At 33.7% G+C, this 24,714-nt stretch carries 21 protein-coding genes and 1 tRNA gene; 16 read left to right on the plus strand and 6 right to left on the minus strand.

From position 1 onward, the window contains the following. Positions 1-42: 42 nt before the first annotated feature. Positions 43-618 carry an efflux RND transporter permease subunit gene (locus tag ABWU38_RS01820; RefSeq protein WP_410542160.1) on the minus strand — a complete coding sequence of 192 codons (576 nt, stop codon included), beginning with the start codon at positions 616-618 and terminating at the stop codon, positions 43-45. Between the two features lie 320 nt (positions 619-938). Continuing rightward, on the minus strand, positions 939-3,452 hold the full coding sequence (locus tag ABWU38_RS01825) for an efflux RND transporter permease subunit (RefSeq protein ID WP_353272377.1): 2,514 nt from the start codon (positions 3,450-3,452) through the stop codon (positions 939-941). Positions 3,453-3,627: 175 nt separating this feature from the next. Between ABWU38_RS01825 and ABWU38_RS01830 the strand changes: the two genes are divergently transcribed. After that, a complete protein-coding gene (locus ABWU38_RS01830; protein ID WP_353272378.1) occupies positions 3,628-4,191 on the plus strand; it encodes a hypothetical protein in 564 nt (187 codons plus the stop codon). A gap of 3 nt (positions 4,192-4,194) precedes the next feature. Here the strand turns inward: ABWU38_RS01830 and ABWU38_RS01835 are convergent, their stop codons facing one another. Continuing rightward, positions 4,195-4,932, minus strand: coding sequence for a glutamine synthetase (locus ABWU38_RS01835; protein WP_265017437.1), 738 nt, complete (start codon positions 4,930-4,932; stop codon positions 4,195-4,197). A gap of 326 nt (positions 4,933-5,258) precedes the next feature. Between ABWU38_RS01835 and dnaA the strand changes: the two genes are divergently transcribed. Beyond that, positions 5,259-6,641 (plus strand): chromosomal replication initiator protein DnaA, encoded by a 1,383-nt coding sequence (gene dnaA / locus ABWU38_RS01840; RefSeq protein WP_353272379.1) that lies wholly within the window; start codon positions 5,259-5,261, stop codon positions 6,639-6,641. Between the two features lie 27 nt (positions 6,642-6,668). Here the strand turns inward: dnaA and ABWU38_RS01845 are convergent, their stop codons facing one another. Then, positions 6,669-7,934 (minus strand): metallophosphoesterase family protein, encoded by a 1,266-nt coding sequence (locus ABWU38_RS01845; protein WP_353272380.1) that lies wholly within the window; start codon positions 7,932-7,934, stop codon positions 6,669-6,671. 190 nt (positions 7,935-8,124) lie between these two features. On the opposite strand from ABWU38_RS01845, the gene ABWU38_RS01850 reads away from it, so the two are divergent. From ABWU38_RS01850 to ABWU38_RS01885, 8 genes are all read left to right on the plus strand, one after another. Beyond that, positions 8,125-8,212 (plus strand) — tRNA-Leu (locus ABWU38_RS01850). Positions 8,213-8,243: 31 nt separating this feature from the next. After that, positions 8,244-9,326 carry a GTP cyclohydrolase II gene (locus tag ABWU38_RS01855; RefSeq protein ID WP_253309361.1) on the plus strand — a complete coding sequence of 361 codons (1,083 nt, stop codon included), beginning with the start codon at positions 8,244-8,246 and terminating at the stop codon, positions 9,324-9,326. Between the two features lie 72 nt (positions 9,327-9,398). Further along, positions 9,399-10,079 (plus strand): virB8 family protein, encoded by a 681-nt coding sequence (locus ABWU38_RS01860; protein ID WP_253309360.1) that lies wholly within the window; start codon positions 9,399-9,401, stop codon positions 10,077-10,079. Continuing rightward, on the plus strand, positions 10,066-10,866 hold the full coding sequence (gene virB9, locus ABWU38_RS01865) for a P-type conjugative transfer protein VirB9 (RefSeq protein ID WP_253309956.1): 801 nt from the start codon (positions 10,066-10,068) through the stop codon (positions 10,864-10,866). The genes ABWU38_RS01860 and virB9 overlap by 14 nt, the downstream gene beginning before the upstream one ends. Positions 10,867-10,882: 16 nt before the next feature. Then, positions 10,883-12,379, plus strand: coding sequence for a TrbI/VirB10 family protein (locus ABWU38_RS01870; protein ID WP_353272381.1), 1,497 nt, complete (start codon positions 10,883-10,885; stop codon positions 12,377-12,379). A 1-nt stretch (position 12,380) separates the two neighbouring features. Then, the gene (virB11, locus tag ABWU38_RS01875; RefSeq protein ID WP_353272382.1) at positions 12,381-13,373 is read left to right on the plus strand and encodes a P-type DNA transfer ATPase VirB11; all 993 of its coding nucleotides are present in this window, start codon (positions 12,381-12,383) and stop codon (positions 13,371-13,373) included. A gap of 30 nt (positions 13,374-13,403) precedes the next feature. After that, complete coding sequence (locus ABWU38_RS01880) at positions 13,404-15,419, plus strand: type IV secretory system conjugative DNA transfer family protein (protein ID WP_253309357.1); 2,016 nt, start codon at positions 13,404-13,406, stop codon at positions 15,417-15,419. A 122-nt stretch (positions 15,420-15,541) separates the two neighbouring features. After that, on the plus strand, positions 15,542-16,393 hold the full coding sequence (locus tag ABWU38_RS01885; protein WP_253309356.1) for a P44/Msp2 family outer membrane protein: 852 nt from the start codon (positions 15,542-15,544) through the stop codon (positions 16,391-16,393). Positions 16,394-16,564: 171 nt separating this feature from the next. Here the strand turns inward: ABWU38_RS01885 and prmC are convergent, their stop codons facing one another. After that, positions 16,565-17,404: a peptide chain release factor N(5)-glutamine methyltransferase gene (prmC, locus tag ABWU38_RS01890; RefSeq protein WP_253309355.1), complete on the minus strand. Its 840-nt coding sequence runs from the start codon at positions 17,402-17,404 to the stop codon at positions 16,565-16,567. Between the two features lie 597 nt (positions 17,405-18,001). Then, on the minus strand, positions 18,002-19,330 hold the full coding sequence (gene ispF / locus ABWU38_RS01895; protein ID WP_353272383.1) for a 2-C-methyl-D-erythritol 2,4-cyclodiphosphate synthase: 1,329 nt from the start codon (positions 19,328-19,330) through the stop codon (positions 18,002-18,004). Between the two features lie 84 nt (positions 19,331-19,414). Between ispF and ABWU38_RS01900 the strand changes: the two genes are divergently transcribed. The 6 genes from ABWU38_RS01900 (at position 19,415) to rpsT (ending at position 24,672) form a co-directional block, all read left to right on the plus strand. Further along, on the plus strand, positions 19,415-20,323 hold the full coding sequence (locus tag ABWU38_RS01900; protein WP_253309353.1) for an alpha/beta hydrolase: 909 nt from the start codon (positions 19,415-19,417) through the stop codon (positions 20,321-20,323). Positions 20,324-20,372: 49 nt separating this feature from the next. Next, a complete protein-coding gene (locus tag ABWU38_RS01905) occupies positions 20,373-21,446 on the plus strand; it encodes an AI-2E family transporter (protein ID WP_264735948.1) in 1,074 nt (357 codons plus the stop codon). Between the two features lie 129 nt (positions 21,447-21,575). Next, the gene (locus ABWU38_RS01910) at positions 21,576-22,211 is read left to right on the plus strand and encodes a DnaA ATPase domain-containing protein (RefSeq protein WP_253309351.1); all 636 of its coding nucleotides are present in this window, start codon (positions 21,576-21,578) and stop codon (positions 22,209-22,211) included. A gap of 373 nt (positions 22,212-22,584) precedes the next feature. Then, positions 22,585-23,571 carry a tyrosine recombinase gene (locus tag ABWU38_RS01915; RefSeq protein ID WP_353272384.1) on the plus strand — a complete coding sequence of 329 codons (987 nt, stop codon included), beginning with the start codon at positions 22,585-22,587 and terminating at the stop codon, positions 23,569-23,571. Positions 23,572-23,626: 55 nt separating this feature from the next. Further along, the gene (locus ABWU38_RS01920) at positions 23,627-24,352 is read left to right on the plus strand and encodes a lysophospholipid acyltransferase family protein (protein ID WP_319604560.1); all 726 of its coding nucleotides are present in this window, start codon (positions 23,627-23,629) and stop codon (positions 24,350-24,352) included. A gap of 50 nt (positions 24,353-24,402) precedes the next feature. Next, positions 24,403-24,672 carry a 30S ribosomal protein S20 gene (gene rpsT, locus ABWU38_RS01925; RefSeq protein ID WP_006279236.1) on the plus strand — a complete coding sequence of 90 codons (270 nt, stop codon included), beginning with the start codon at positions 24,403-24,405 and terminating at the stop codon, positions 24,670-24,672. Positions 24,673-24,714: the final 42 nt, after the last annotated feature.

The raw sequence follows: 24,714 nt of genomic DNA on the forward strand, positions 1-24,714 counted from the left end.
CAAAGAACGCTATCTTAAATGTTAAATGATTGCTAATTTAAGTCAAGTTTTTTCATGTCTTTGTATGACAAGCAACGCCGGAGTAAAGAATAAAGTTAAGACCGTTGCAGCCAATATTCCACTTGCTATGGTTGTTGAAATGTCAACCCACCACTGGCTTGATGGAGCATCATATGTGATTTGTAGCGTAAAAAAATTGATATTTAACCTGGTAATCATCGGTATTAAACCAAGAACTGTGGTTGCAACGGTAAGCAATATTGGCCTAACGCGAGAAATTGCAGCGTTTATTACACATCGCTTGATGTCATTTTTGTGTACCTTAATTTGGTGATGAAAGGCATCAAGCAATAGTATGTTATTATTTACTATAATTCCTGCCAAAGCAATTATCCCCACTCCACACATAACAACTACGAAAACTTGTTGGATAAGAAAGAAAACAAAAAACACACATGTTGTGGATAAAAACACTGCTGTCATTACGATAAATGTATGGTATACATTATTAAACTGTGTCACTAATACCAATATCATTAGTGTAATTGCTAATATAAAAGCCTTTAACAAAAATGTTCCTGATTTTTGTTGATCTTCTTTGTCGCCTTTAAAATCAATTTTTACTCCCTTGTCCCAATCCTGGGCGGCTTTGTTGCATCGCTAGCTATGATGGATTAAAGATAAAAAAGATGGAGAATATCAGTAGCTTATTATTCTGGTATTTATAACAAGAACGGTCAGTGAATACCTAAATTTGAGTAAAAGAAATTTCACTACCACTCACTAATCCGGCTAAAATTCAAGAATTTCAATGCTTTAGCTATTTTCAATAGAATTAAGTTTATTAATATAAATAATAAATTACTATTCTTAAATTTGATCAGATTGATTGCAAAAAAACAAGATTTTCAATAGGTTGCTTATAATCCTAGCTATAGTTAGCCTTTCATAAGTAGCGATGCAACAAAGCCATCCTGGGCAATAGAATTCTGAATGAACTTTACTCTTTCATTAACAAGATAGCCTGTATCCACATCAGCGGAAATTGTCACTGTACGTAATCCATCAATCCTATTTAGTTTGTTTACCTTTTTTTCGGGAGCATATTTTACTATGTTGCTCATAGGATGCGGGCCATTAACTGTATTGATAAAAAGATTATTTATAGTCTTCATGTTGCGGTCCCTTCTGGGGAAACGGAGTACAATATCGATTTCTTCATCCGTGTTATTTGGTCTATATTTTCCAATCAACACTCCATTTGTAACCATCTTTATAAAATCGCCAATGGTTGCAACACTTACTCCAGAACTTGTAGCCTTACTCTTATTAACACTCATATTCCACTCTATTTCAGGTGCTGATCTGCTATCTTGAATATTTATAAACCCGGATGAAGGTTGGTCCATAATTTTTAGAATTTTCTCTGCTGCTAAATTCAGATTGGATGCACTTCCGCTGAGGTTAATTTGTATTGGCTTGTCAGCCGACGGTCCTGACTTTTCCTCTTGAACATTAATTATTATTCCTTTCATGTCTTGCACACTGCTCCTTATATCGTTTAATATGTGCTTAGCTTTGCGCCTGAAGCGCCAATCCATAAGTTCTAGTTGAATTCTGGCGATAACGTTGTCTGAAAATGCTCCTGATCTAGCATAAGAAACATGAATTTCTTTTTCAACGCTCAAAATGCGTTCTTCCACTTCTTTGAGTATCAGATCTCGTTCTTTGGCTGATAAGCTTTCTTTTGCTTTAACACTGATTAAAATATTATCTGAATCCACTTTCGGAAAAAACTTCACTCCAGGACCAAAGGTAAAGTACAGCACACTAAATGAAAACAGGACGAATACAGTAGCACATATGAATTTTTTAGGATGATCTAAAACCTTCTCTAGCATGCGTATGTAAGCTCTTATTATAGACCCAGCATTTTTTATCTCACCACTTTCTATAGCACTCATTTTTTTTATTTCTTTTTTTGAAGTTATTGAAGGCTTACCAAATATTGCACCAAGTGTTGGTATAAAAACCAAAGCCATAATGAGCGATCCAGTCAAAGTTAGAATTATTGTAATTGGTATGTACTGCATGAATTTACCAACAGTATCAGGCCAGAATAATAGAGGAAAAAACACTGCTAATTTAGTTAACGTCGATGATAGAACCGGATAAAACATATCACGAACTGAAGTGTGAAAGGCTTCTACTTTGTCCATTCCGCAGATCATCTTTCTATCGGCATATTCGCTGATCACAATTGCATCATCAACCAGCATGCCAACAGCCATGATTAAACTGAAGAGCACAACGATATTTAAGGTTATGCCCATAAAGTAAAGAGCTATTATCCCAATGAGAAAGGAACCGGGTATCGAGAGTGCCACAAGAATAGCAATCCTTGTTCCCATAGAAAGCATCATTATGATCAATATTAACAACACAGCGAATATTATGCCGTTTTCCAAGTCATCAAGCACATCGCGGACGTTTTTTGACTGGTCATTTAAGTACACCACTTTTAAATTTTCAGGTAATTGATCTTTTGCCTTATCCATTAAGTATTTTACTTGATTTACTGTGTCTATTATGTTTTTTCCGTTACGTTTTGAAATTTCTAGCATGACACTAGGTAATCCATTAATGTGAGCAAACCCTTGGTGATCCTCAAACCTAGGGTATACTTTTGCTATATCTTTGATTCTCAAAACTGCATCGCCTTGAGATCTAATAGGAATATTCATAATATCTTCTATATCTTTTAATAACCCTGATATTTTAATCGAATATTTACCGGTATCATTTTCCAGTGACCCAGCTCCCACTAGTCTATTATTGCTTGATATAGCTTGGAATATTTCGTTTGATTGAATGTTATATTTTGTTAGAACTGTGGGCTCAATTATAACTTCCACTGTTTCTTTACGCATACCTGCCACTTCAACTTTGAGAACATTTGGCAGAGATTCTATTTCTTTCTTTAGCTTGCGTGCTATTTCAGTTAAGGCTCTTTCTGGCAAATTACCAATTAAGCCGACATTGAGTATCGGAAATAAGCTCAAGTTTATTTCATTGATTATCGGAGATTCCGCTTCAACAGGTAACTTCGATTTTATGTTTGAAAGCTTTGAACGGACATTATCGAGCACTTCTTTATTATCATACTCTGTTCCAAATTCGAGTATCATGTGAGCACCATCATTAGTTGCAAAAGCTCTCAATTCTCTTACACCTTCGATGGATCTTAGTTCATTTTCTATAGGCAGCACTAATAGCTTTTCACTATCTTGAGCAGAAATCCCAGGAAGTCCAACAAACACGCTGATTATAGGAATCTGTATATCAGGGTTACTTTCCCTTGGCATTTTTACATAAACGTATGAACCGAAGATAAAAATTACTATAAGTAATAATACCACCGCCCTGTTTCGCTCTATGAGTAAGCTCTGCATGTTGAATGTTAACTAAATATGTGTGTTTGTACAATATTATAGTCGAGATACGTTGCATATTAATTAATCCTTGTATAGCTTTAAAACTTTACGCAAATAATTAAAATTTTCGCAAAATTGCAAGTATAAGAAAATTTCTGTATAATAATTCTAGAACAGTATTTGAGAGGTTATTATGGTGGCAATTTTAAATGTAACAAAAGGCAAGAGAAAAGTTATTGTGTCTGGATTAGCTGGAGCTTTATCAGCTTTAATATTTTTAACAGCAATCCACATTGCCGCAAAGATAGCCATTATCGTTTCTGCTGCTGCAGTTACTTACTTATTACTTTTGCTGATTCATAAAATAAGAACTAAAGCTGAAATTACTCGTGTTTCAGAAGATGAAGGTGAAGAAAAAGATACGGAAATATCCGTAAAAGAACCAAAAAGAACTGAAACTGAGCTAGCAGAAGAATTAAAAAATAAAAGAGCACAAGAAGAAATGAAAAATGGACTACCTGAACATATGGATTTCAAAGGTAATTCACTTTCTAAAAGCACTAACGCTGATGATACAAGTCGGACTAAATACGCAACGAACTATATGGACTTAATGCGATCCCCTCCTATGCATATGAATGGATATGACAAAACAATCAAAGAACTTACCAATGCTCCGAGGACTTTTTTCAGTGATAACTTAATGAGAATGCCAGAGCGGCTAACTATGGAAGATATTGTTAACCAACGTGGTTAGAGTTTATATCAAACTCTTCATCTTATATTGAGAATCAGATGCAATGCCGTAGACCCTATTTGGCGGAGCAATTTTGTTCTCTATACCAAAAACTATACCTTCAATTATTGCTGTGAGTACTTTTTCAAGGTTACAGTCTGCTCCAGGAACACGGTGCTCTAGGCGGCATCTTTTGGAATCGTTGCCAAAATAGGGAATTCTTATCGCAGCAGTTCTGTTATTTACTCCCCAACTAATCGTAGTTGGAGTGTGAATATCCGGGTACTGAAATCTTAAATATGAATCATCATTTGGAGCAAAAAACAACATATGTTTTTTCATCATTGCACATAATCCGCCAATACTATGAATCAAATAATCACTATACTTTTGCTCGTTGATATAAAATAAGTTATCGTTATTTGAATTCACGAGATTAACATGCACATTTAATGCACTGCCTGCTCTATCCAAATAAGGCTTTGCTTTAAAAGAAACGTTCCCACCAAGTTTTTGTACTACTTCAGTAAGTAATTGTTTTGCTAACTCAAAATGCTTAATTAAATTGTCGGAGTTCGTATAACAACCACTTTTTATCTCATATTGATGTGTAGAATTCTCCTTCTCGCAGGAAAATTCAAGAAATGCTATTTTATTTTTGATGCTATTCAGAAATAAATATTCTTTTTCTATTCCTTCAATGTAAAACTCTAGTTCAATACCGAATACAGCATGACAACTCAAATTACTTAATATAATCATAAATTTGCTTCAGTAAATCTATATTAGGTTAGCTATATTTATATGAATACTTTACTTATTTGCCAGTAAATTTAACATCTTATTTATACATAATGTATTACTATTTTTAATAGCATGCTTCTAATCCTCGATACAAGCGACATTTACAAATTTTTCATTTTTTTGAAATAAAAATGATCAATTTTAGTGTTTTTATACCCTTTACAACTCATCAAAAAATCACCATAATTTTTAGTATGTATTAAGTAGTATTAGCTTTTCATTTTGCAGTAAGCTATTGATTATCTTATATTTTTCTAATTGTTGCTTTTTTCTTGGTATGGTATATGAACTTAACTAGCCCTAAGGTTTCTACTATGTTTTTTGATCAGATTATTACAGTAACGGATCACAATGTTACTTGGGAAAAAATCCAAAATTGTCTTTATAATCTTTATGGAGAAGCAACATATAACAGCTGGCTGAGTTCGCTAAAATTTGTCAGTAGCAGAAATGGGGAAGTTCTTTTATCCGTGTCAACAAGGTTTATAAAAGAGTGGATTACAGTTCATTACATGAAAAAAATATTATCATTATGGCAAAGCGAAGATAAAAGCATACGTTCTATTGATATTCAAGTAATTGAGGAAAGGAATTCAAATTTTAATGTTATACTAAAAAACAGAGAGGAAAGTAATCATAATCTTGGTTCGCCGCTGGATCCAAGGTTCACCTTTGATAATTTTGTAGTGGGAAAGCCAAATGAATTAGCATTTACGGCGGCAAAGCGTGTGGCAGAATCTATAGATCCAATATTAGGCAGCAATCCTTTGTTTCTATATGGTGGAGTGGGACTTGGTAAAACACATCTAATGCATGCTATAGCCTGGCACATAGTCAATTCCCCATCAGAAAAAAGAAAAGTAGTATATTTATCAGCAGAGAAATTCATGTACCAATATATTACAGCGCTGCGAAGCAAAGATATTATGTTATTTAAAGAGCAATTTAGATCAGTAGATGTATTGATGGTAGATGATGTGCAATTTATCAGTGGTAAAGATAGTACACAAGAAGAATTTTTTCACACTTTCAATGCATTGATAGACCAAAATAAGCAATTGGTTATATCAGCTGATAGGTCTCCTAGTGATCTTGATGGAGTGGAAGAAAGAATAAGATCACGACTCGGTTGGGGGTTGGTGGCAGATATTAATGAAACAACTTTTGAATTAAGGCTTGGTATATTGCAGGCAAAAGTGGAGCAGATGAATATGTATGTTCCGAAAGATGTCCTAGAGTTTTTAGCAAGGAACATAAAATCTAATATAAGAGAATTAGAAGGAGCATTAAATAAGGTTACCCATACCTCATTAATTGGAAGAAGTATGACGGTAGAATCAGCTATTGAAACCCTAATCGATCTTCTTAGGTCAAATCATAGGTCAATCACAATAGAAGAAATACAAAAGAAAGTAGCTGAATTTTTCAATATAAAGGTTGCAGATATGCAATCCAATAGAAGACTTCGCAGTCTTGCAAGGCCAAGACAAATAGCTATGTATTTTGCCAAAAAATTTACGCAAAAAAGCCTACCAGATATTGGGAGAAACTTTGGTGGCAGAGACCATGCTACCGTTATACATGCAGTAAAACAAGTAGAAAATTTTATAAAGACCGACTCAAAATTTGCTGATGAAATCAATCGATTAAAAAAAATGTTTAAGTAGCGTTGTTAAAATAGCTAATAACAAGTCCTAAAATGAATCGACTATAGTTTTAATCCGTTTAAGTTTAAAATCTTCTGTTAGCTTCGCAGAATACATTTCCTTATTGTGTTGATTATAGAAGGTAAATTTGTGATCATCTAAGTTTAGTATTGCAAAGCCAAAACCGAAAAAGTTTCTAACCTCGTGTGCTAAGTAGTTTCTACCATTTGAATAGTCAAATTCTACATTTTGATAAACAGGCTCTTGATCTTGAGCGTGTAATAATGCACCACCGTTTCCAACTATAATCTGGTCTGGAACATTATCCATTAATAAAATCTGGGCTATATGAATGTGGCCAGAAACTATGGTAGTGACATTGCTTGGAAATTTATCTCCAAAAGCTTCAATTTGTGTAAGATTACCATGGCTTTTTAATGTCAAAAATTCTTTTTTTGGAGATCTCCAAAGCGGTTTATGAGTTAAAAACCACGTGGGCTTATCTTGTATCAATTTATCAAATTGCCTTTCAAAAGCATCAATTGTGCTTTGGGTTGTAAAAATATCCTCACCGGATGAAGAGTCGAAGATAAAAAATTTCATCGGTCCAGCATCTAAGGACCAACTAGAAACGAAGTTTCCACATTTTTCAGACGAAAAGGGGTATGAATCTAGATACCTGAACCATCCTTCATAAGCTCTATTACAACTCTCATGGTTTCCACGAACAAAAAGGAAGGGGGATTGTAATGAAATATCCTTTGCAGGCTCAAACCAATCAGCGTACCAAGCTTTTTTATTATATCCATAAATATCGCCACACTTTTTTGTATTTCTACATTTTGTTTGTCTATAATGATAATCACCAACATGGATAATTAAATCTGGTTTATGAAGGGCGATTGAATCTAAATTTTTTTTTAAAGGCCAGCTATCTACCGAATTACATTCCTGCTGAAATAACATATTTATTCTACAACCCGTGTCACCAATAAAAGCAATTTTATTAACCTTTTCTGGTAATATAGGAACTCGTAGATCCTCAATACTAATGTTTTTGGCACTTGTTTGTACTGTCAGTTCACAAGCTGTTTCGTTATGATCACCATTGTTAATTGAGCTGCGATTCAGCATTTCTATTTCCTCGCCATCGACATAAACAATGGGACACATGTCATTGTCTGTAATTGCACGTATGCTTAATTTATTTTCTGGGATAACTTGAGACCATGTGTATAATATCTGTGCATGGACGAAATGAAAGCTAGTTATAAGAGAGAGAGCTAAAAAAATAAAGATATTAGCTACATTCATTTGTATAAAAACCTAAGTTAAAAATTAGTAGTAAGGTTGTCTTAAATGATTAAAATTTATAATCACAAAATTCATAATCAAATTATACAAGTAATTTCTAAATTATTCTAGTATCAGATTGACACTCTAGATGAAAAATTCTAAAATGATTAAATAATTTAAAATAATTATATAAAAACTAGAATATAGTGCGGCCGTGGTGGAATTGGTAGACACGCAGCGTTGAGGTCGCTGTGGCTCATAAGGCCTTGGAAGTTCAAGTCTTCTCGGCCGCACCAGTTTTTTCATAGCTGCTTAATATGGGTAAAAATGTTTATAGGAAATCAGAGTAGCAATAAGGTAGAAAGAGCTATCAGCGAAATCAGGCGCGGCCGGCCAATTGTAATATATGATAAAAGTAATTACCTATTGTTCGCTGCTGCTGAGGCTTTAGAAAGAGATTTATTTAATCAATACAAGCTTATATCAAGTAATGTATATGTTACTTTAACTTCAAGTAAGGTAAAATACATATCTCAGAATAAAGAACATAACAGCAAACGTCTGTTGGTGAATAATTTTGATGAACTGCTCCATTTAATAAACTGTTCAAAGGAAGATTGCATAAGAGAGTTGCAATGCTCAAAGACAATAGATGAATGTGCTATTGCCTTGCTTAAGTTCTCAGAATTATTGCCATACGCGTTAGTGGCTGATATGACTTTTGAGAATAACCATGAAATGCGAAATTGGTGCGAGAAAAATGACGTTATTGCACTGGACACGTCATTCATAAATAATTTTCAAGAAAATCAGGATGTATATGAAGTGTGCAAAACATCATTATTTTTAAAACAGACTCAAGAAGTAAATATCATATCTTATAGAACAGAAAGTGGTGGAAGAGAACATCATGCAATTATCATTGGCAATCCAGATAAAGATGGCGAACCATTAGTAAGAATTCATTCTTCGTGCTATACGGGTGACTTGTTAGATAGCTTATCATGCGATTGCAGAAGTCAGTTACATCAAGCAATTCAAATGATAGCTGACTCTGGAAGTGGTATTATATTGTATTTGATGCAAGATGGAAGAGGCATTGGTTTAACTAATAAGTTAAGAGCTTACAGTGTGCAAAGAGGACATAATCTTGATACTGTTGATGCAAACAGAATATTAGGTTTTGAAGATGATGAAAGGAGTTTTGCTGTTGCAGCTAAAATGCTTAATAAATTGAACATTAACAAAATCCAATTACTTACAAACAATGATAGGAAATTGTCAGAATTGGAAAGTAGTGGTATAGGAGTTACAAAGTGTCTACCACTTATTGTGGAACGTAATAAATATAACGATTCATATATGGAGACAAAGTTTGGTAAGCTAGGCCATAGATTAAGAGTTTTTTAGCTTTTTTGTTGTAACTACTTTGTTAATTTGCTATGTTTATTAACATAAGTTAAGATTTTTAGGAATACTAAAATGCTAAGATTTTTTAAGCGAGAAAAAAATACTGAATCCTTAGATAAGGATATAGATTGGAATTCAAACCGCTACAGCACAGTTATTGCTCAAAGGAATATTCTACTTTTATTTGCATTAATATTATTAGCAACGATCTCTATCAGCATATTAGTCATATTTAAAATTAGCACAAGTAGCACTATTGAGCCATTTGTTATAGAAATTGACAAGAAATCAGGAATAGTGCAATTGGTTGATCCTGTCACAGTAAAACAATATTCTGCAAATGAAGCGCTAAACGTTTATTTTATTTCAGAGTATATAAAAGCAAGGGAGGTTTTTGATCCATATCATTATAATTATAACTATTATACAAAGGTGAGGTTGTTTTCCTCACCTAATGTGTATAATGAATTTAGAAATTATGTAGGATCACAGAATATGGATGATCTTTTTAATTTGTACTCAGATACCAAAAGTGAATTTAAAATTCGCTCAATTCAAAAATTGGGTAACGATGCTCTTCAGGTGAGGTTTTTTGTGGAATTTATACGGAAAGATGGAAGTTCCACAAGAAAAAATAAGATAGTTATTATGTCATATAGATATGCATCGCTTGAAATGGATGATCAGCAAAGATATATTAACCCATTAGGATTTCAAGTTATTTCATATAGAGTAGATGATGAATATGTATAGGATATTATTAGTTTTAGCTTTACTTGTAAGTGGCAATTTAAACGCATCCATTAATTATAATGAGCCTATTTCTGTAGATAGTAGAATAAAGACTTTTGTGTATAGCCCTAATGAAGTATTTACGGTGGTTTTTAGTCAGGGTTACTATTCTTATATTGAATTTGCGGAAGGAGAAAAAGTTAAAAATATCGCTGTTGGTGATGCATCAAGTTGGAAAATTAATCCTTATGACAATAAATTGCTTATCATGCCATTTGAAGTTAGTAGTCGCACTAACATGATTATTACAACAACTAAAAAAAGAAATTACATTTTTGATTTAATCTCAAGGCCAAACTACGATAAATACCCAGATACTGATGCTAAGAAAGTGGGTCACGATTATTCTGCTGAAAAGGATATATCTTACGTAGTACGTTTTTATTATCCTCAAGAAGAAGGTGAATTTGATCTTGATTTAGATGAGGTTTCTTTACCTACTCAAATGCAATATACTACAGACAAGCCAGAAAAAATAATACAAGAAAATGATACGAAGTACAATTATACATATATTGATGAAGGTGGTAATGCGGATATAGTTCCGATTGAGCTATTTGATGATGGTTATTTAACCTATTTAAAATTTAGAAATAATAATAAAATACCTCAGATTTTTGTAGAAGAGGAGGATAAACCTTGTAAAAGGCTGTTATTTGATGATTATGTTATAATAAAAGGAGTACATAAAAAGCTATTTATGCGTTATGAAGATGGTGAAGTTGAAATTATAAATAGGTCACTTTAGCTGTGGTATATGCAATATGAATAAAGAAAGGCGTAACAATTCAGAAGATGAATCAGAAATAGAGAACAAGGTAGTAACAGTTGGCTCTAATCAAGGTCATAGGGCATTGATGGTCATTATTTTAGTGCTTCTGGTTGGTGGAGTGTATTATCTCTATTTTAGTCCTTCTCATAAAGAGGGTTCAGAAGTTATTAAAAAAGAGGAAACAAAGCAAAATGTTCAAGAATTGAAGGGAAAGTTGGAACAAGTTCCAGATAATGTAATGGTTCCTGAAAGAATAATAACTGATCCCTTACCACCCTTACCTCCTCTTCCTACACCACCAATCATACCAGAAATAAAACAAATTAGAAAAGAAGAAGAGAAACCAAAAGAAACTCCTGTGTCAAATATACCTATTTTGCCAAAGCAAAATTTTCCTTCTAGTAATGTTATGGGCAATTTACCTACCTCGTTTCCTACAATAGGGGGTAGCGGTTATCCTAGAGACAGACGTAGTGCACAAATGTTAACAATTTCAAGTGATGGTGGAGAGAATAAGGCTGCTGATGCTATTTTATCTGACACTTCAGCACAATCGAGCAAAGCTACCAGAGTAGGAAAGCTTGGTTTAATGGTTACTCAAGGTAAAATTATTGATGCTGTTCTTGAAACTGCAATAAACTCTGATCTGCAAGGAATGCTGCGTGCTATGGTGAGTAGAGATGTTTATGCAGAAACTGGTGATACAGTTTTAATACCTAAAGGCTCAAGATTGATAGGCAGTTATTCATTTGACTCGAATGTCGCAAGAGCTCGTGTAAATATAAACTGGAGTAGGGTCATTCTTCCTCATGGAATAGATATTGCTATTTCATCACTTGGTACGGATGAACTTGGCAGAGCAGGAATAGCTGGAATAGTTGATAATAAAATAGTAAGTGCATTATTCTCTTCATTGGCACTTGCTGGTGTTTCAATTGGTTCGGCTGTTATAGGGCAAAAGGCCTCTAATCTTATTGATACGCTAACTGCTATGGATGCGGTGAGATCCATCACTGCAACTGAAATAGATATCTCTTCTCTCAAAGGGGCTATTGTTGAGAGATTGGAGGATGCTATAAAAACTGAAGTTGGGAGGGTAGGAGACGAAAAATGGAAATTGGGTCTTAGGGCTATTGAAAAAATTCGGAATGCTAAAAGTGATCAGGATTTACTGAGAATAATAAAGGAAGAAATAGTAAGTGTGATAAAAAGTTCTGGAGCTAGTGGAGTTGATGCAATTACTAGTGACAATATCGGTATAACTTTAGACGATGTACGTCAACTGTTGAGGCAAACTCAGAAAAGAAGCAAGTCTGTTTATGATAAAGCAATCGGGAAATCAATCGAGGATTTTTCTAAAGATATGCGGGATATAGTAGGCAGATACACAGATAAAAAACCAACTATTTATGTTGATCAAGGCACCGCGTTGAAAGTATTTGTTAACCAAGATATAGTATTTCCTCCACAGGCAATATTAAATCAATGAAATGAATTATGCTGCACTTGATACATATTTGGAGCCATTACAAAGCATATTTCAAGAAGAAGGCGTAAATGAAATATCAATAAATAAGCCAAAGGAAGTATGGATTGAAAATCGCGGTGAAATAAGGTGTGAAAAATTAGAAGTATTCGATCTTAACCATTTGAAATCTCTTGGCAGACTGATTGCTCAAGCTACAGAACAAAAACTTAGCGAAGAAGCACCTTTACTTTCGGCAACATTACCAAATGGTTATCGTATACAGATAGTATTTCCACCAGCATGTGAACCTGATAAAGTAGTCATGTCGATTCGTAAGCCTTCTAGCATGCAATTAGCACTCGATGATTACGAAAAAATGGGGGCTTTTTCTGAAACTGTTACAGAAGCAACTGATAATCCAGTTGACCGTCATTTGGATTTACTGTTAAGGCAAAAAAAAATAAAAGAGTTTTTAGAATACGCTGTAATAAGTAAGAAAAATATTATAATTAGCGGTGGAACTTCCACTGGTAAGACTACTTTTACTAATGCTACTTTGCGTGCTATTCCAACTGAGGAAAGAATTATTACTGTTGAGGATGCAAGGGAAATCGTTTTGAACGATCATCCAAATAGAGTGCATCTGATTGCCTCCAAAGGAGGGCAGGGCAGAGCAAAAGTAACCACTCAAGATTTGATAGAGGCGTGCTTACGTTTAAGGCCAGACAGAATAATAGTTGGTGAGCTCCGTGGAGCGGAAGCTTTTAGTTTTCTTAGGGCGATAAATACTGGTCACCCTGGATCAATATCAACCCTTCATGCGGATAGTCCAACAATGGCCCTTGAGCAAATAAAATTGATGGTTATGCAGGCAAATCTTGGCATTCCTCCAGACCAAATTATACCATACATTAGAAATGTGATTGATATTGTTATTCAGCTAAAAAGAACCGGTGGGGGCAAAAGAAGCATTTCTGAGATATTATTTACTAGATCTGCAAGCGAAAATGCTTAAATTTATACATAAGTTAAAAAAGAGTAGTTTATGAGTAATGGAAATCACCTACGTAATATTCTCATAGGAGGTGTAGTAGCTTTTAGCGTACTTGAGTTTTGCTTCTATCTATCTGGTATATTGTTCTTTCTATTAGTTGACGGTCCGGATGCTGTGGATTTTAAGGCAATTAATCCTAGTTTGACGCCTTTCCCTCAAGCTCTTTGGCCAACGATTTTTGATCATATACAATATTGTTGGCACCACCCAGAGTTATATAGCCTTGAGCTCAAATTAAAATTAATTCTATCTTCTACAATGCCTATTGTTGTTTTAATGATTATCTTATGGAATTTAAGAGAAAGGATAATTGAGTGGCGACCATTTAAAAAGAAAGAATCACTTCATGGAGACTCGCAGTGGGCATCAGAGAAAGACATACGAAAAGCAGGATTAAGAAGCAAAAAGGGATTATTGCTTGGTAAAGATAAAAGAGGATACTTTATTGCTGATGGGTTTCAGCATGCATTGTTATTTGCACCTACAGGTTCTGGTAAGGGTGTTGGCTTTGTAATTCCTAATTTATTATTTTGGACTGACTCGGTAATTGTACACGACATAAAATTAGAAAACTATGAAATAACAAGTGGTTGGCGAGAACGACAAGGACAAAAAGTATACGTATGGAATCCAGCGCAGCCAGATGGAATAAGTCACTGTTACAATCCATTACAATGGATTAGTAAAAAACCTGGGCAGATGGTTGACGATGTGCAAAAAATAGCTAACCTCATCATGCCTGAACAAGACTTTTGGCAAAATGAAGCAAGAAGCTTATTTGTTGGAGTGGTATTATACTTACTTGCTGCACCAGAGAAAGTTAAATCTTTTGGTGAAGTTGTGCGTACGATGCGTAGTGATGACGTAGTTTATAATCTTGCTGTTGCTCTTGATACAATGGGTAAAATACTACACCCTGTAGCATATATGAATATTGCAGCTTTTTTACAAAAAGCTGATAAAGAAAGGTCGGGTGTTGTATCAACTATGAACTCATCGCTTGAATTGTGGGCAAACCCATTGATTGATACTGCAACTGCGTCAAGTGATTTTAATATTTTAGATTTTAAAAAGAAGAAAACTACAGTTTATGTTGGTTTAACTCCTGACAACTTGACTAGGCTCAGGCCTTTAATGCAGGTTTTTTACCAACAGGCAACTGAGTTTTTATGTAGAAAATTGCCATCGGATGACGAGCCTTATGGCGTATTGTTTTTAATGGATGAGTTTCCTACACTTGGAAAAATGGAGCAATTTCAAACAGGTATTGCATATTTTCGTGGTTATCGAGTTAGGTTATTCTTAATTGTTCAAGATACTGAGCAGCTCAAAGGAATATACGAAGAAGCAGGAATGAACTCCTTTTTGTCAAACTCGACTTACAGAATAACTTTTGCAGCCAATAATATTGAAACAGCTAATTTAATATCGCAACTTATAGGAAACAAAACTGTACAACAAGAATCGTTGAATAAGCCTAAATTTTTAGATTTAAATCCTGCTTCAAGGTCGTTGCATATCTCTGAAACACAGAGGGCATTGCTATTGCCTCAAGAAGTTATTATGTTGCCACGCGACGATCAGATAATTTTAATAGAGTCAACTTACCCAATTAAATCAAAGAAAATTTTGTACTATAGTGATAGCACCTTCACAAAAAGACTGCTCAAGCAAACTCGTGTGCCTACACAAGAACCATATGACCCAAACAAAGTTCTTTCTGCTGCTGCGAGCAAAGATAAGGTTAATAACGAGGGGAATAATGCTCTTGAGGGGCCTAGCGCTGCTGATTATCCTGCTGAAACTAAAACAGAGGATGCAGTGTATGATGAATCAGATGAATTTGCAGACGAAGATATTGATGATGAAGATATTGACGATAAGTTTGAAGATGATGATGACGGGTTTGATGACGAGAGGAGCGATGATGGGTTTGATGACGAAGACGAGGAGGATGAATTTGAAGATGAGGATATTGACGATAAATTAAAAAATGATCAAAAATAAAGGTTAACTTTGCCTATTTTTAGCTCAGAAAAGTGCAAGTTATGCAAATAATTAGGTTTTTCATATTAAGCCATTTTTAATTAATTAGTATTAGATTAGCTATTTTAACTAGGGGAGTAGTAATGATTAGTAAAAAAACATTAGCGGTTACAGCACTTGCTTTGCTGTTGTCACAACAATCTTTTGCAAGTGAAACAGAAGGGTTTTACTTTGGCAGTGGGTATTACGGTCAATATTTAAATTACATGGGTGAGTTGAAAGCAAAAATTGGAGATACTGCTGCTACAGCTGCCAATAATGTATCTGTAAATGACAGGAGTGCTCAGAATACAGAAGGTCAATCACTAAGTAAGTATAAAGGAGATTATAATCCACCTTTTGCTGCAAATGTGGCACTTGGTTATACAGGGGAATTGAATGGCAATAGCTACAGAGCTGAATTGGAAGGAATGTATTCTTCTGTAAAAGTGGATAATATTGGTTTAGCAAGCAGCCAGATAACAATATCCTACATAAAGGATAAAGCTAACCCAGAAGAGAGATATGGAGCAATAGTCAATCATGACCAGATAGAAAACGCGTCTTTAATGGCAAATGTTTATCATCATTGGAAAAGTGACCGTTTCTCTTTTTCTCCTTACGTTGGTATTGGAGTCGGTGCAACAAGAATGAAAATGTTTGAAAAATCGTCAATAAGACCCGCAGGTCAATTAAAAGCTGGCCTTGATTATCGCATAAACGAAGATGTAAATATGCATATTGGATATAGAGGTTTTGGTGCTATTGGTAGCAGTGAGTTCAAACTAGAAACCTCAAAGTGGGATCCCAATTTTAATAATGGCGCAGGTAAGCCAAAAGGTAAAATGGTTGAACAAACAGGAGATAATCAAGTATCTACTACCATACAGAATGGCTTTTTTCATACACACGGCATAGAGGCTGGCCTTACTTTCCACTTTGCCAGCAAAGCTTAAACATGTTGCCCTTTTAAAAAATGCATAAAACCGTTCCTGTCATCCTATGGCTTGACCATAGGATCTAGTTAAATATAGATCCCAGTGTCACGTACTGGGATGACGAGGTAGAGGGTACTGGAATGACATAGGATAATATGGGATGAAGGAGATAATACAAGAAAACATTAGCTATGTTTTTTGCACAACAATGCACCTCTTCATTCCTGCCAAATCATGTACATATTCCTGAAAAGCTAATTTGTATGAGGGTATTATTTTGTCAATATCATTTTGATCTTCACCTATCTCCAATATCGCAAACCCATTTTTTTTAAGACACCTCCTTAATATTGAAAAAATACTCAAGTAACAGTTTAAACCATCAATTCCACCATCAAGAGCAATTCTTGGCTCCTTTTGCACTTCGGCTTGCAGGTCTTTCAATTTGCTTCTTTTAATATATGGAGGATTACTGATTATAAGATCGAATGAACCTCTGCACTCTGTCCATGAGCTTGGAAATATTTTGGCTCTGCTGAGAAGATTATGTTTCTTTGTGTTCTGATAGGCAACTTTGTATGCTTCCAAGCTTTTTTCAAAACCGATCCCAACGGCATTTTCATACTCACTAAGTACGGATATCAATAAACAACCTGTGCCTGTACCAAAATCTGCAATTTTTAGTCTCTGCTTTTTATTTGGGTAATATTTTAACACTGCTAGGATTATTGTTTCACTATCTGGTCTTGGATCCAAAACATGCTGGTTAACTATAAAATTTTTACTCCAGAATTCACGATTACCTATTATTTGCGATATTGGATATCTTTCCGCTCTTTTTTTTGTTAATTTCCAAAATAAAAGTTCTTTCTCCATCGGCACTTGATCAGCATGGTTCATAATTATGAATGATCTTTCCACTCCAAGTACGTGCTGCATGATGATTTCACAATCTAAATGTGGTGATTCAACTTTATGTGACGATAATAACTCCGATCCTTCTTGAATTAAAGTGCTGATTGTTTTCATTATTCTAAAAATGTGTTCCTTTCAGCCAAGAATAGCAATTCCAATTTAGGGTAGCTGCACTAAATCCAAGTGTCAAGCATGGGTTCTTGCATAACCTAAACAGAAAAAAGATACAAGGTATTATTTTAGATATAAGCTATAAATATTTAAGAAATTTACCAAATAAAAAAAAAGGCAAAAGAAGCCCCGTGGTTGGCTAATTACTTACATTATACTTTCAAGTATGGCGTTTTTTAAGTCTTAAACACTGCAATTTAGCTGCTTTTAAATGCAACTCACCTTAGTTTAAATGTTTAAGAAATTTACTAAGCAGAAAAAAAGGCAAAAGAAATCCCGTGTTAGCTAGTTGTCACTCTCTAATCCTGCAAATTGGCGTACTATACTGTCTTAAACGACTTATAAGCGCGTTTCAGCTTATATAGGTAAAAACCCAGAAATGTTGTGAAGACATAAGGTGCACATAGTGCAAAAAATTAAAAATAAGACGCCAACTACGTTGTTTTCTTGCTGTTTAATCTGCACAGATGAAGATAACTGAATACCTTCAGTTTCATGATAAGGGGGTTGGCGGAGTTTGTCAAGGAAGTTTTTTCGTTTCTATTCCCAATAAAAGTTTGTATGCAATAACACAGAAGCATATGCTGCTATTCCTTCATTTCTTCCAAGAGAACCTAATTTTTCTGCAGTGGTTGCTTTGACATTTACGAATTCATCATCAATCTCTAATGCTTTTGATATGAATTTCTTCATTTCTACTTTGTAAGGCGATATTTTAGGCTCCTCACAAACTATAGTAATATCTAAATTAGACACGCTGTACCCTTTTTCCTTTGCTTTTTTAGCAGCAAAGTCAAGAAAGTGAGATGAATTGCAATCTTTCCATTCAGAGAAACTAGGAGGAAAGTGCTCTCCTATGTCGCCACATCCCAGTGCTCCGAGTATTGCATCAACGATTGCATGTATTGCAACATCACCATCAGAGTGCGCTTCTATTGCCATGTTGTGTTCAATTTTCACACCGCAAATTTTTATAAAGCTCTCAGCACCATTTTGAACTTTAATGAACTTATGTATATCATAACCAGTTCCGACACGAAATTTTGGCTCTTCAAAGAGAAGCTTTGCCATATTGATATCCTCTTTTGTGGTTAACTTAAAATTGCTTTTCTCACCTTTAATAATCGCAACATGTTTTTTGTGCTCTACCATTAGTGATGAATCGTCAGTAAATTCTTTGTCTGATTGATGGCACGATAATAATTCTTTGAAATTAAAAATTTGAGGAGTTTGTATGGCTCTGAGTTTTCCTCTTGAAATCGTAGATTCAACGAAATTATTACCCACCAATGACATAGTGTCTTCGACTTCTATTGCTGGTACTACTCCTGTATATTGATCATTAATCATGGACTGAGCCAAGTTATCTATCAGAACATCTGACACAAAAGGCCTACAAGCATCGTGTATAACTACAAAATCTGGGTTAATTTTTTGTAAGCTTTCAAGCCCTAGTTTAACTGAATTTTGCCTGTTTTCTCCTCCATATATTGGACTTAGTAATTTAGTATCTACACCTCCTGTCATCCAAGTAGCTTGACTACTTGGATCCATACTTTCTTTTTTTCTAGATTCCAGCGTCACGCGCTGGAAGGAGTGTACTGCTGATTTTTCACTTAAATAATGGTTGGATAAGAGATCCATTGCTTCCCTATAAAAACTTTCATGGTCTCTATTAATTGCTATTCTTATGTAATCTATATATTGGTTAGCCAGAAATCTTTTAATTGCATGAAATAAAACAGATTTACCTGCAAGTTTTGTATACTGCTTAGGAATTGTGTTACTGCATCTACTGCCTACTCCTGCTGCAACTATTAATGCTGCTATTTTGTATTTCTTAAGTCTGTTAGTGTGCATATTTATCATTTTCAGCGTAAGTGTATAGTAACAAGTTATTTACAGTTTTAAAAAAAGAGTGTATTATCTTATAAGATATAATACGATGCTAGAATGCACATTACTAAGTGTAATAAAGAAAATGAGATACACCTTATATTCTTTCATGGAATAGGGGATAATCATAAAAATGCTCAACAATGCTTACAGCATTTATGTGGCAGAAATAGGCTAAAAGCTATTGCTCATACACATAAATATCCGGCTATATTCCAAAACTACATAACTTATGCTGCAGTTAGCTTTTTGTTCCTCGTGGCATCTGTATCAGCGCCCATTGCAATATTACTACTTATAAGCCCCATAACAGCTGGAGTAGTTGGTTTAGCAAGCTTAGCTGCTCTAACTTGCATTTTTTTATCCGTAATGCTTATTATTATTCCCTTTATAAATAGAGATCAAAGTTTGCTTAAGCCCTCGATAGAAGAAATCAATGAATTAATGGACAAGGGTGTGAGGCCTGAAAACATTATACTTTTTGGCCATTCCTTTGGAGGAGCAGTTGCATCGGCAGTTTTGAAGCACTTTGCAGACAAAAACGTTAAACTTGGAAGTGTTATTTTTACTAGCACTTTCAGCTCTTTTCATACAGCAATAGGGCATTTTCCGATCCCTCAAGCAAAAATTTTAAGTATGTTGCCCTCATCCATTTTTAAAAAATTGCTAAAGGCTTTAGATCTAGATTTTGATTTAGTGAACGATATACGAAAGTTGCGAGATGAGGGAAAATTGAATATGCCAATAATAGTTATTAATAGCAAAAGAGATTACTTAATACCACAACCTGCACAATTGGCGCACGCAATAGAAAATGATGTATTGCTACGTGGAAAATTGATCAAGATTGTTAATTCGAAAAGGTATGAAGATGATCCACATAACGGAGTTTTATCTAGTTGGGAATTGGGTGAAAATTTGATTGACCTAATACTTAATAAAATTGATAAAACAATGAATAGATAGTATTTACAATAAACTGTATATTTTTCAGTAAATTGACTATGCTAAACGCATGCAAAAACGTCATATAACTATTTGTTTTATACTGCTTTTTATAATAGGGATGTTATTCCTGATGCGTCCTATGATTTTTCCATGTTTAATGTCTATTGTTATTGCATATTTGTTTAATCCGCTAGTAGTCAAGTTTGAAAAGTATAGAATACCGCGTTCATGTTCTGTAATTTTTATAATACTTGTTTTATTAATAGCTTTTATACTAGTTATAACATTTGTTTTACCTATTATATATGTTCAAATTACTTCAATATTAAATTTCTTAGTGAGTAAAGTGCCTTCATTAAAACTTAAAGTAATCCCCTCTGTATTAGAATTTCTTAATATAAAAATCGAGGATAGCTTATTTGATCACTTATCTAAAAATCTAGCAGAAAATTACAGCGACTATGTATCTTATTTCATAAATGCTCTTGATATTGCTAGTAACTTTATAATCCAAGTGTTAAGTTCAAGCTTTAGCTTGATTCACACGGTATCATTAATGGTGATTACTCCTGTAGTGTTTTTCTATATATTACGTGATTGGCCTTTAATTATAGAAAAAGCTAATAAATTAATTCCTGTTTCTTATAGAGAAAAAGTTGCAAATTATTTTTCCAAAGTGGATTTCATCATATCTAATTATCTAAAGGGGCAGGTAAATGTATGTATTGTCATGATGGTCTTTTACTCTGTGAGCCTGAGCATAATCGGATTGAAACACTCTATTGTTATTGGAATTTTATCAGGAATATTAACGTTCATACCTTACGTAGGACCATTATTATATACCATTATTGGGTTTTTGAGCGCTATTACTCAATTTAGTGAATGGTTTGAAAGTGCTGCCGTTTTGCTATTATTTGGTGTTGGACAATTAATAGATTCAAACATATTAGTTCCTTTATTAATAGGAAAAAAAGTTCATATACATCCAACTGTAATTATTCTGGGAATTACTATATGCGCTTCATATTTTGGATTTACAGGTATATTACTTTTTATTCCAATAATAGCAATGTTCAATGTATCAGTAGAATATGCAATCAATAAATATTTTAAAAGTGAGCTTTATAAAAACGGCTAACAGACCTTTTGCATAATCAATTTATGGTAAGAGGAGAAATGAGCCCAGAGTACCTGAGATATTTGAGGAGCGTAAGTAAATTTATGCGCAAAAATTACTACCAGAAAGAGGTTACGTAAGAGGTTTAATGTGCAATTAAATTTATTTAACAACAATCAAGCTGATTATAGTCGGCAAAATTACATCATCTTAGATGAAAATAAGCACATATATAATTCAGTAATTGAGGATTTATCTTGGAAATCTCTCATTCTTTTTGGACCTAAAAGCTCTGGTAAAACTCATCTTGCTCATATTTGGCAGTCAATAAACGATGCAATTTTTATCAATGTGAATAACTTTGTAAGCGAGATTAGGTATAGCGATGCTTTTATTTTAGAAGACGTACAAAACATTAAAGATGAAGAAATGTTATTACATTGTTACAATTACATGAAAGAAAATGATAAGAAGCTGCTAATCACTTCTTCAATTTCGCCAAAAAAACTTAACTTCAAACTAAGAGATTTAAGTTCTCGAATATTATCAACTATCAGCGTAAAAATTTTGCCTGCAAGCGAAGAATTATTAAGAATCATGCTAATAAAACGATTTTCAGATAAACAGTTAAAAATTGATTTAAAAGTGATTAATTATATTTTAGCAAGAATAGAACGTTCTTTCTATAGCATTGATAAAATTATAGAGAAGATAGATAATGAATCTATAGGGTCAAATGTGACCGTTCCTTTTATTAGCACTTTATTTAAAAAAGATGCCATTTGATTTCTTCTTTTGTAAAGTACTCATTGTATATATTAAAAATTTATTAACACCCATAACACTAACGTAATTGAAATCTCTATCTGTCCATGTTAGAATTATAATAAATGTTATGTTATAATAAATATAGATAGATACAGCTAAGAAGTATTCTATATTTATAGTAGAGCTCACTTTATAAGGTGTTTTTTATAGATTTGACGTTATAATTTAACTATGATAAGAGTAAGATTAAATTTAAAAAAAAGGTTAAAGCAAAGGTTTGTGATGTTCACTCTATTGATAAATGCCTTATTTGTCTCATATTTTCTCATAAGACACATAGGAAACACTTCCAATCAAATTATAGCCAAAGAAATAAATATAGGAGCTGATAATGAAAAATAAACAGTCGCAAAATAAAAAAGAAAATCTTTACATAACATATTACATAGATGCTTTGGCTTCAGAGAGGTCCGCTACACAAAATACTCTGGAAAGTTATCGTTCGGATTTACACCAGTTTGAAGAATTTTTATTAGAAAGCGGCACTACCTTGGTTGGCGTAAACAAAACCAATATTAAAGATTATGTGAAATATCTATGTACACAAAAAAAATATAAAAGTAGCTCTATATCAAGAAAAATATCCGCTATGAAAAATTTCTATAAGTGTCTATTTAATGACGGAATAATAGATTTTAATCCAGCACCGGCTAATGATGCTGAATTAAAGAATCCAAAAGTTTCTCGTCCTTTGCCTAAGTATTTAAGTGTCGAAGAAATATTTTTGCTAATGGACGCAGTGAGAAAATCAGCAAGCGAATCGAATAAAGAGATAAGCAGTAAAAGGCTATGTGCGATTTTAGATATCCTTTACTCTTCTGGAATGCGTGTTTCTGAACTAATTGATATAAAGTTATGTGAAGTGTCACATTTAATAAACAGTAATAACAAAGAATGCTATATAATAATAAAAGGAAAAAGTGGTAGAGAGAGGCAAATTCTTTTTAATGAACAAGCATTGCAGAGCCTTAGAAATTATTTATCAGTTCGTGACAATCTGATCCCTAACGAAAAGGAATCCGATTGGCTATTCCCAGGTGATAAACCTAATAAACCAATTACAAGGCAGAGGGTCGGTCAATTAATGAAGGAGTTAGCAAGAAAATGCAATATTGATGAAAATAAGATCTCTCCACACGTGATTAGGCATTCTTTTGCTACCCATCTACTGGATAGCGGAGCAAATATTGTGTTGATACAGAAAGTTCTTGGCCATACTAACCTTTCTACAACACAAATATATACTCATATTGCTAACGAAAAGTTAAAGGACAAATTAGCTGATTCGCATCCTATTACTCAGATGATCAATAATTAAACTTATTGCTTTTAATTTGTAGTAAAGTTAAATTCAAATAAGTTTATGTGAGTTTGTGATTTCAAGTTTATTGTTTAATTTCTTCCTTATATTATGGGAAGTATTCTATACTTTAATTGCTCTCCCTGTAATTTTCTTTCCTGAGTATGTAATAACCATTTTCCTCGTCTGTTCGGTGAGAGTTGTATTATTCATGCTGCGTTTATTATGTGGCATTAAATATGAAGTGAGGGGAATGGAAAACATTCCTAAGCAACCTTTTATCATTGCATCTAAACACCAATCTCCATTTGAAACATTTATTTTTATACTACTATTTAGAAAAGCGGTTTTTATTTTAAAACGTGAATTGAAATGGATTCCATTCATTGGTTTACATCTTATAGCGCTGAAAATGATTTTTATTAACCGTTCAGATGGTATCAGTTCTATACGCCATATAATTAAACTAGCAAAAATGCGTATAAAAGAAAATAGAAGCATAATAATATTTCCTGAAGGTACAAGAACGACTATAAACCAAAATATAAAATATCAACCAGGTATTGCTGCTTTATATAGCGTATTATCTGTTCCTGTGTTACCGGTTGCTTTAAACACTGGTTTGTTTTGGCCAAAAAGCATACTTTCTCTGAGAAAGAATCCCGGAAAGGCAGTAATAGAAATATTGCCCCCAATATATCCTGGGTTAAACAAAAATGAATTCTTGCAAAGTTTAGAAAAAATTATTGAAGAGAGAAGCAGTAGATTAACCATAGAAAAAACTGATATTGCAAATTAACAAAAAAACTTTATAATTAAAAAAAAGTACAGTATTTTAGGTATTAATATATGGCAAATCATAAGAGTGCTAAAAAAATGATAAAGGTAATAGCAAAGCGCACTTTAATAAATAAGATGCGGAAAAGTAAAACTCGCACCGCTATTAGAAAATTGGTTGATATAATCAAGTCTGGCGACAAAGAAAATGTTGTTCTGGCATTTCGGAATGCTGAATCTAATTTACACAAGTGTGTGAATAAAGGTGTTATTCATAGGAATACTGCTGCGCGTAAAATAAGTCGCTTAAATGCAAAAGTAAAAGCATTGATGACCGCTTAATATGGTTAATGTAAAGTTAACTGTATTAATATATACTCTTCA

This window comes from Wolbachia endosymbiont (group A) of Urophora cardui, assembly GCF_964028435.1.
GTDB lineage: Bacteria > Pseudomonadota > Alphaproteobacteria > Rickettsiales > Anaplasmataceae > Wolbachia.

Excerpts from the sequence above, each read along its gene's own strand:
- virB11 (WP_353272382.1), top strand. The coding sequence starts at position 12,381 with ATGAATTATGCTGCACTTGATACATATTTGGAGCCATTACAAAGCATA.
- dnaA (WP_353272379.1), top strand. The coding sequence starts at position 5,259 with ATGAACTTAACTAGCCCTAAGGTTTCTACTATGTTTTTTGATCAGATT.
- ispF (WP_353272383.1), bottom strand. The coding sequence starts at position 19,330 with ATGATAAATATGCACACTAACAGACTTAAGAAATACAAAATAGCAGCA.
- ABWU38_RS01860 (WP_253309360.1), top strand. The coding sequence starts at position 9,399 with ATGCTAAGATTTTTTAAGCGAGAAAAAAATACTGAATCCTTAGATAAG.
- ABWU38_RS01915 (WP_353272384.1), top strand. The coding sequence starts at position 22,585 with ATGAAAAATAAACAGTCGCAAAATAAAAAAGAAAATCTTTACATAACA.
- ABWU38_RS01900 (WP_253309353.1), top strand. The coding sequence starts at position 19,415 with ATGCACATTACTAAGTGTAATAAAGAAAATGAGATACACCTTATATTC.
- prmC (WP_253309355.1), bottom strand. The coding sequence starts at position 17,404 with ATGAAAACAATCAGCACTTTAATTCAAGAAGGATCGGAGTTATTATCG.
- rpsT (WP_006279236.1), top strand. The coding sequence starts at position 24,403 with ATGGCAAATCATAAGAGTGCTAAAAAAATGATAAAGGTAATAGCAAAG.
- ABWU38_RS01835 (WP_265017437.1), bottom strand. The coding sequence starts at position 4,932 with ATGATTATATTAAGTAATTTGAGTTGTCATGCTGTATTCGGTATTGAA.
- ABWU38_RS01870 (WP_353272381.1), top strand. The coding sequence starts at position 10,883 with ATGAATAAAGAAAGGCGTAACAATTCAGAAGATGAATCAGAAATAGAG.
- ABWU38_RS01830 (WP_353272378.1), top strand. The coding sequence starts at position 3,628 with ATGGTGGCAATTTTAAATGTAACAAAAGGCAAGAGAAAAGTTATTGTG.
- ABWU38_RS01845 (WP_353272380.1), bottom strand. The coding sequence starts at position 7,934 with ATGAATGTAGCTAATATCTTTATTTTTTTAGCTCTCTCTCTTATAACT.
- virB9 (WP_253309956.1), top strand. The coding sequence starts at position 10,066 with ATGAATATGTATAGGATATTATTAGTTTTAGCTTTACTTGTAAGTGGC.
- ABWU38_RS01855 (WP_253309361.1), top strand. The coding sequence starts at position 8,244 with ATGTTTATAGGAAATCAGAGTAGCAATAAGGTAGAAAGAGCTATCAGC.
- ABWU38_RS01905 (WP_264735948.1), top strand. The coding sequence starts at position 20,373 with ATGCAAAAACGTCATATAACTATTTGTTTTATACTGCTTTTTATAATA.
- ABWU38_RS01885 (WP_253309356.1), top strand. The coding sequence starts at position 15,542 with ATGATTAGTAAAAAAACATTAGCGGTTACAGCACTTGCTTTGCTGTTG.
- ABWU38_RS01880 (WP_253309357.1), top strand. The coding sequence starts at position 13,404 with ATGAGTAATGGAAATCACCTACGTAATATTCTCATAGGAGGTGTAGTA.
- ABWU38_RS01825 (WP_353272377.1), bottom strand. The coding sequence starts at position 3,452 with ATGCAGAGCTTACTCATAGAGCGAAACAGGGCGGTGGTATTATTACTT.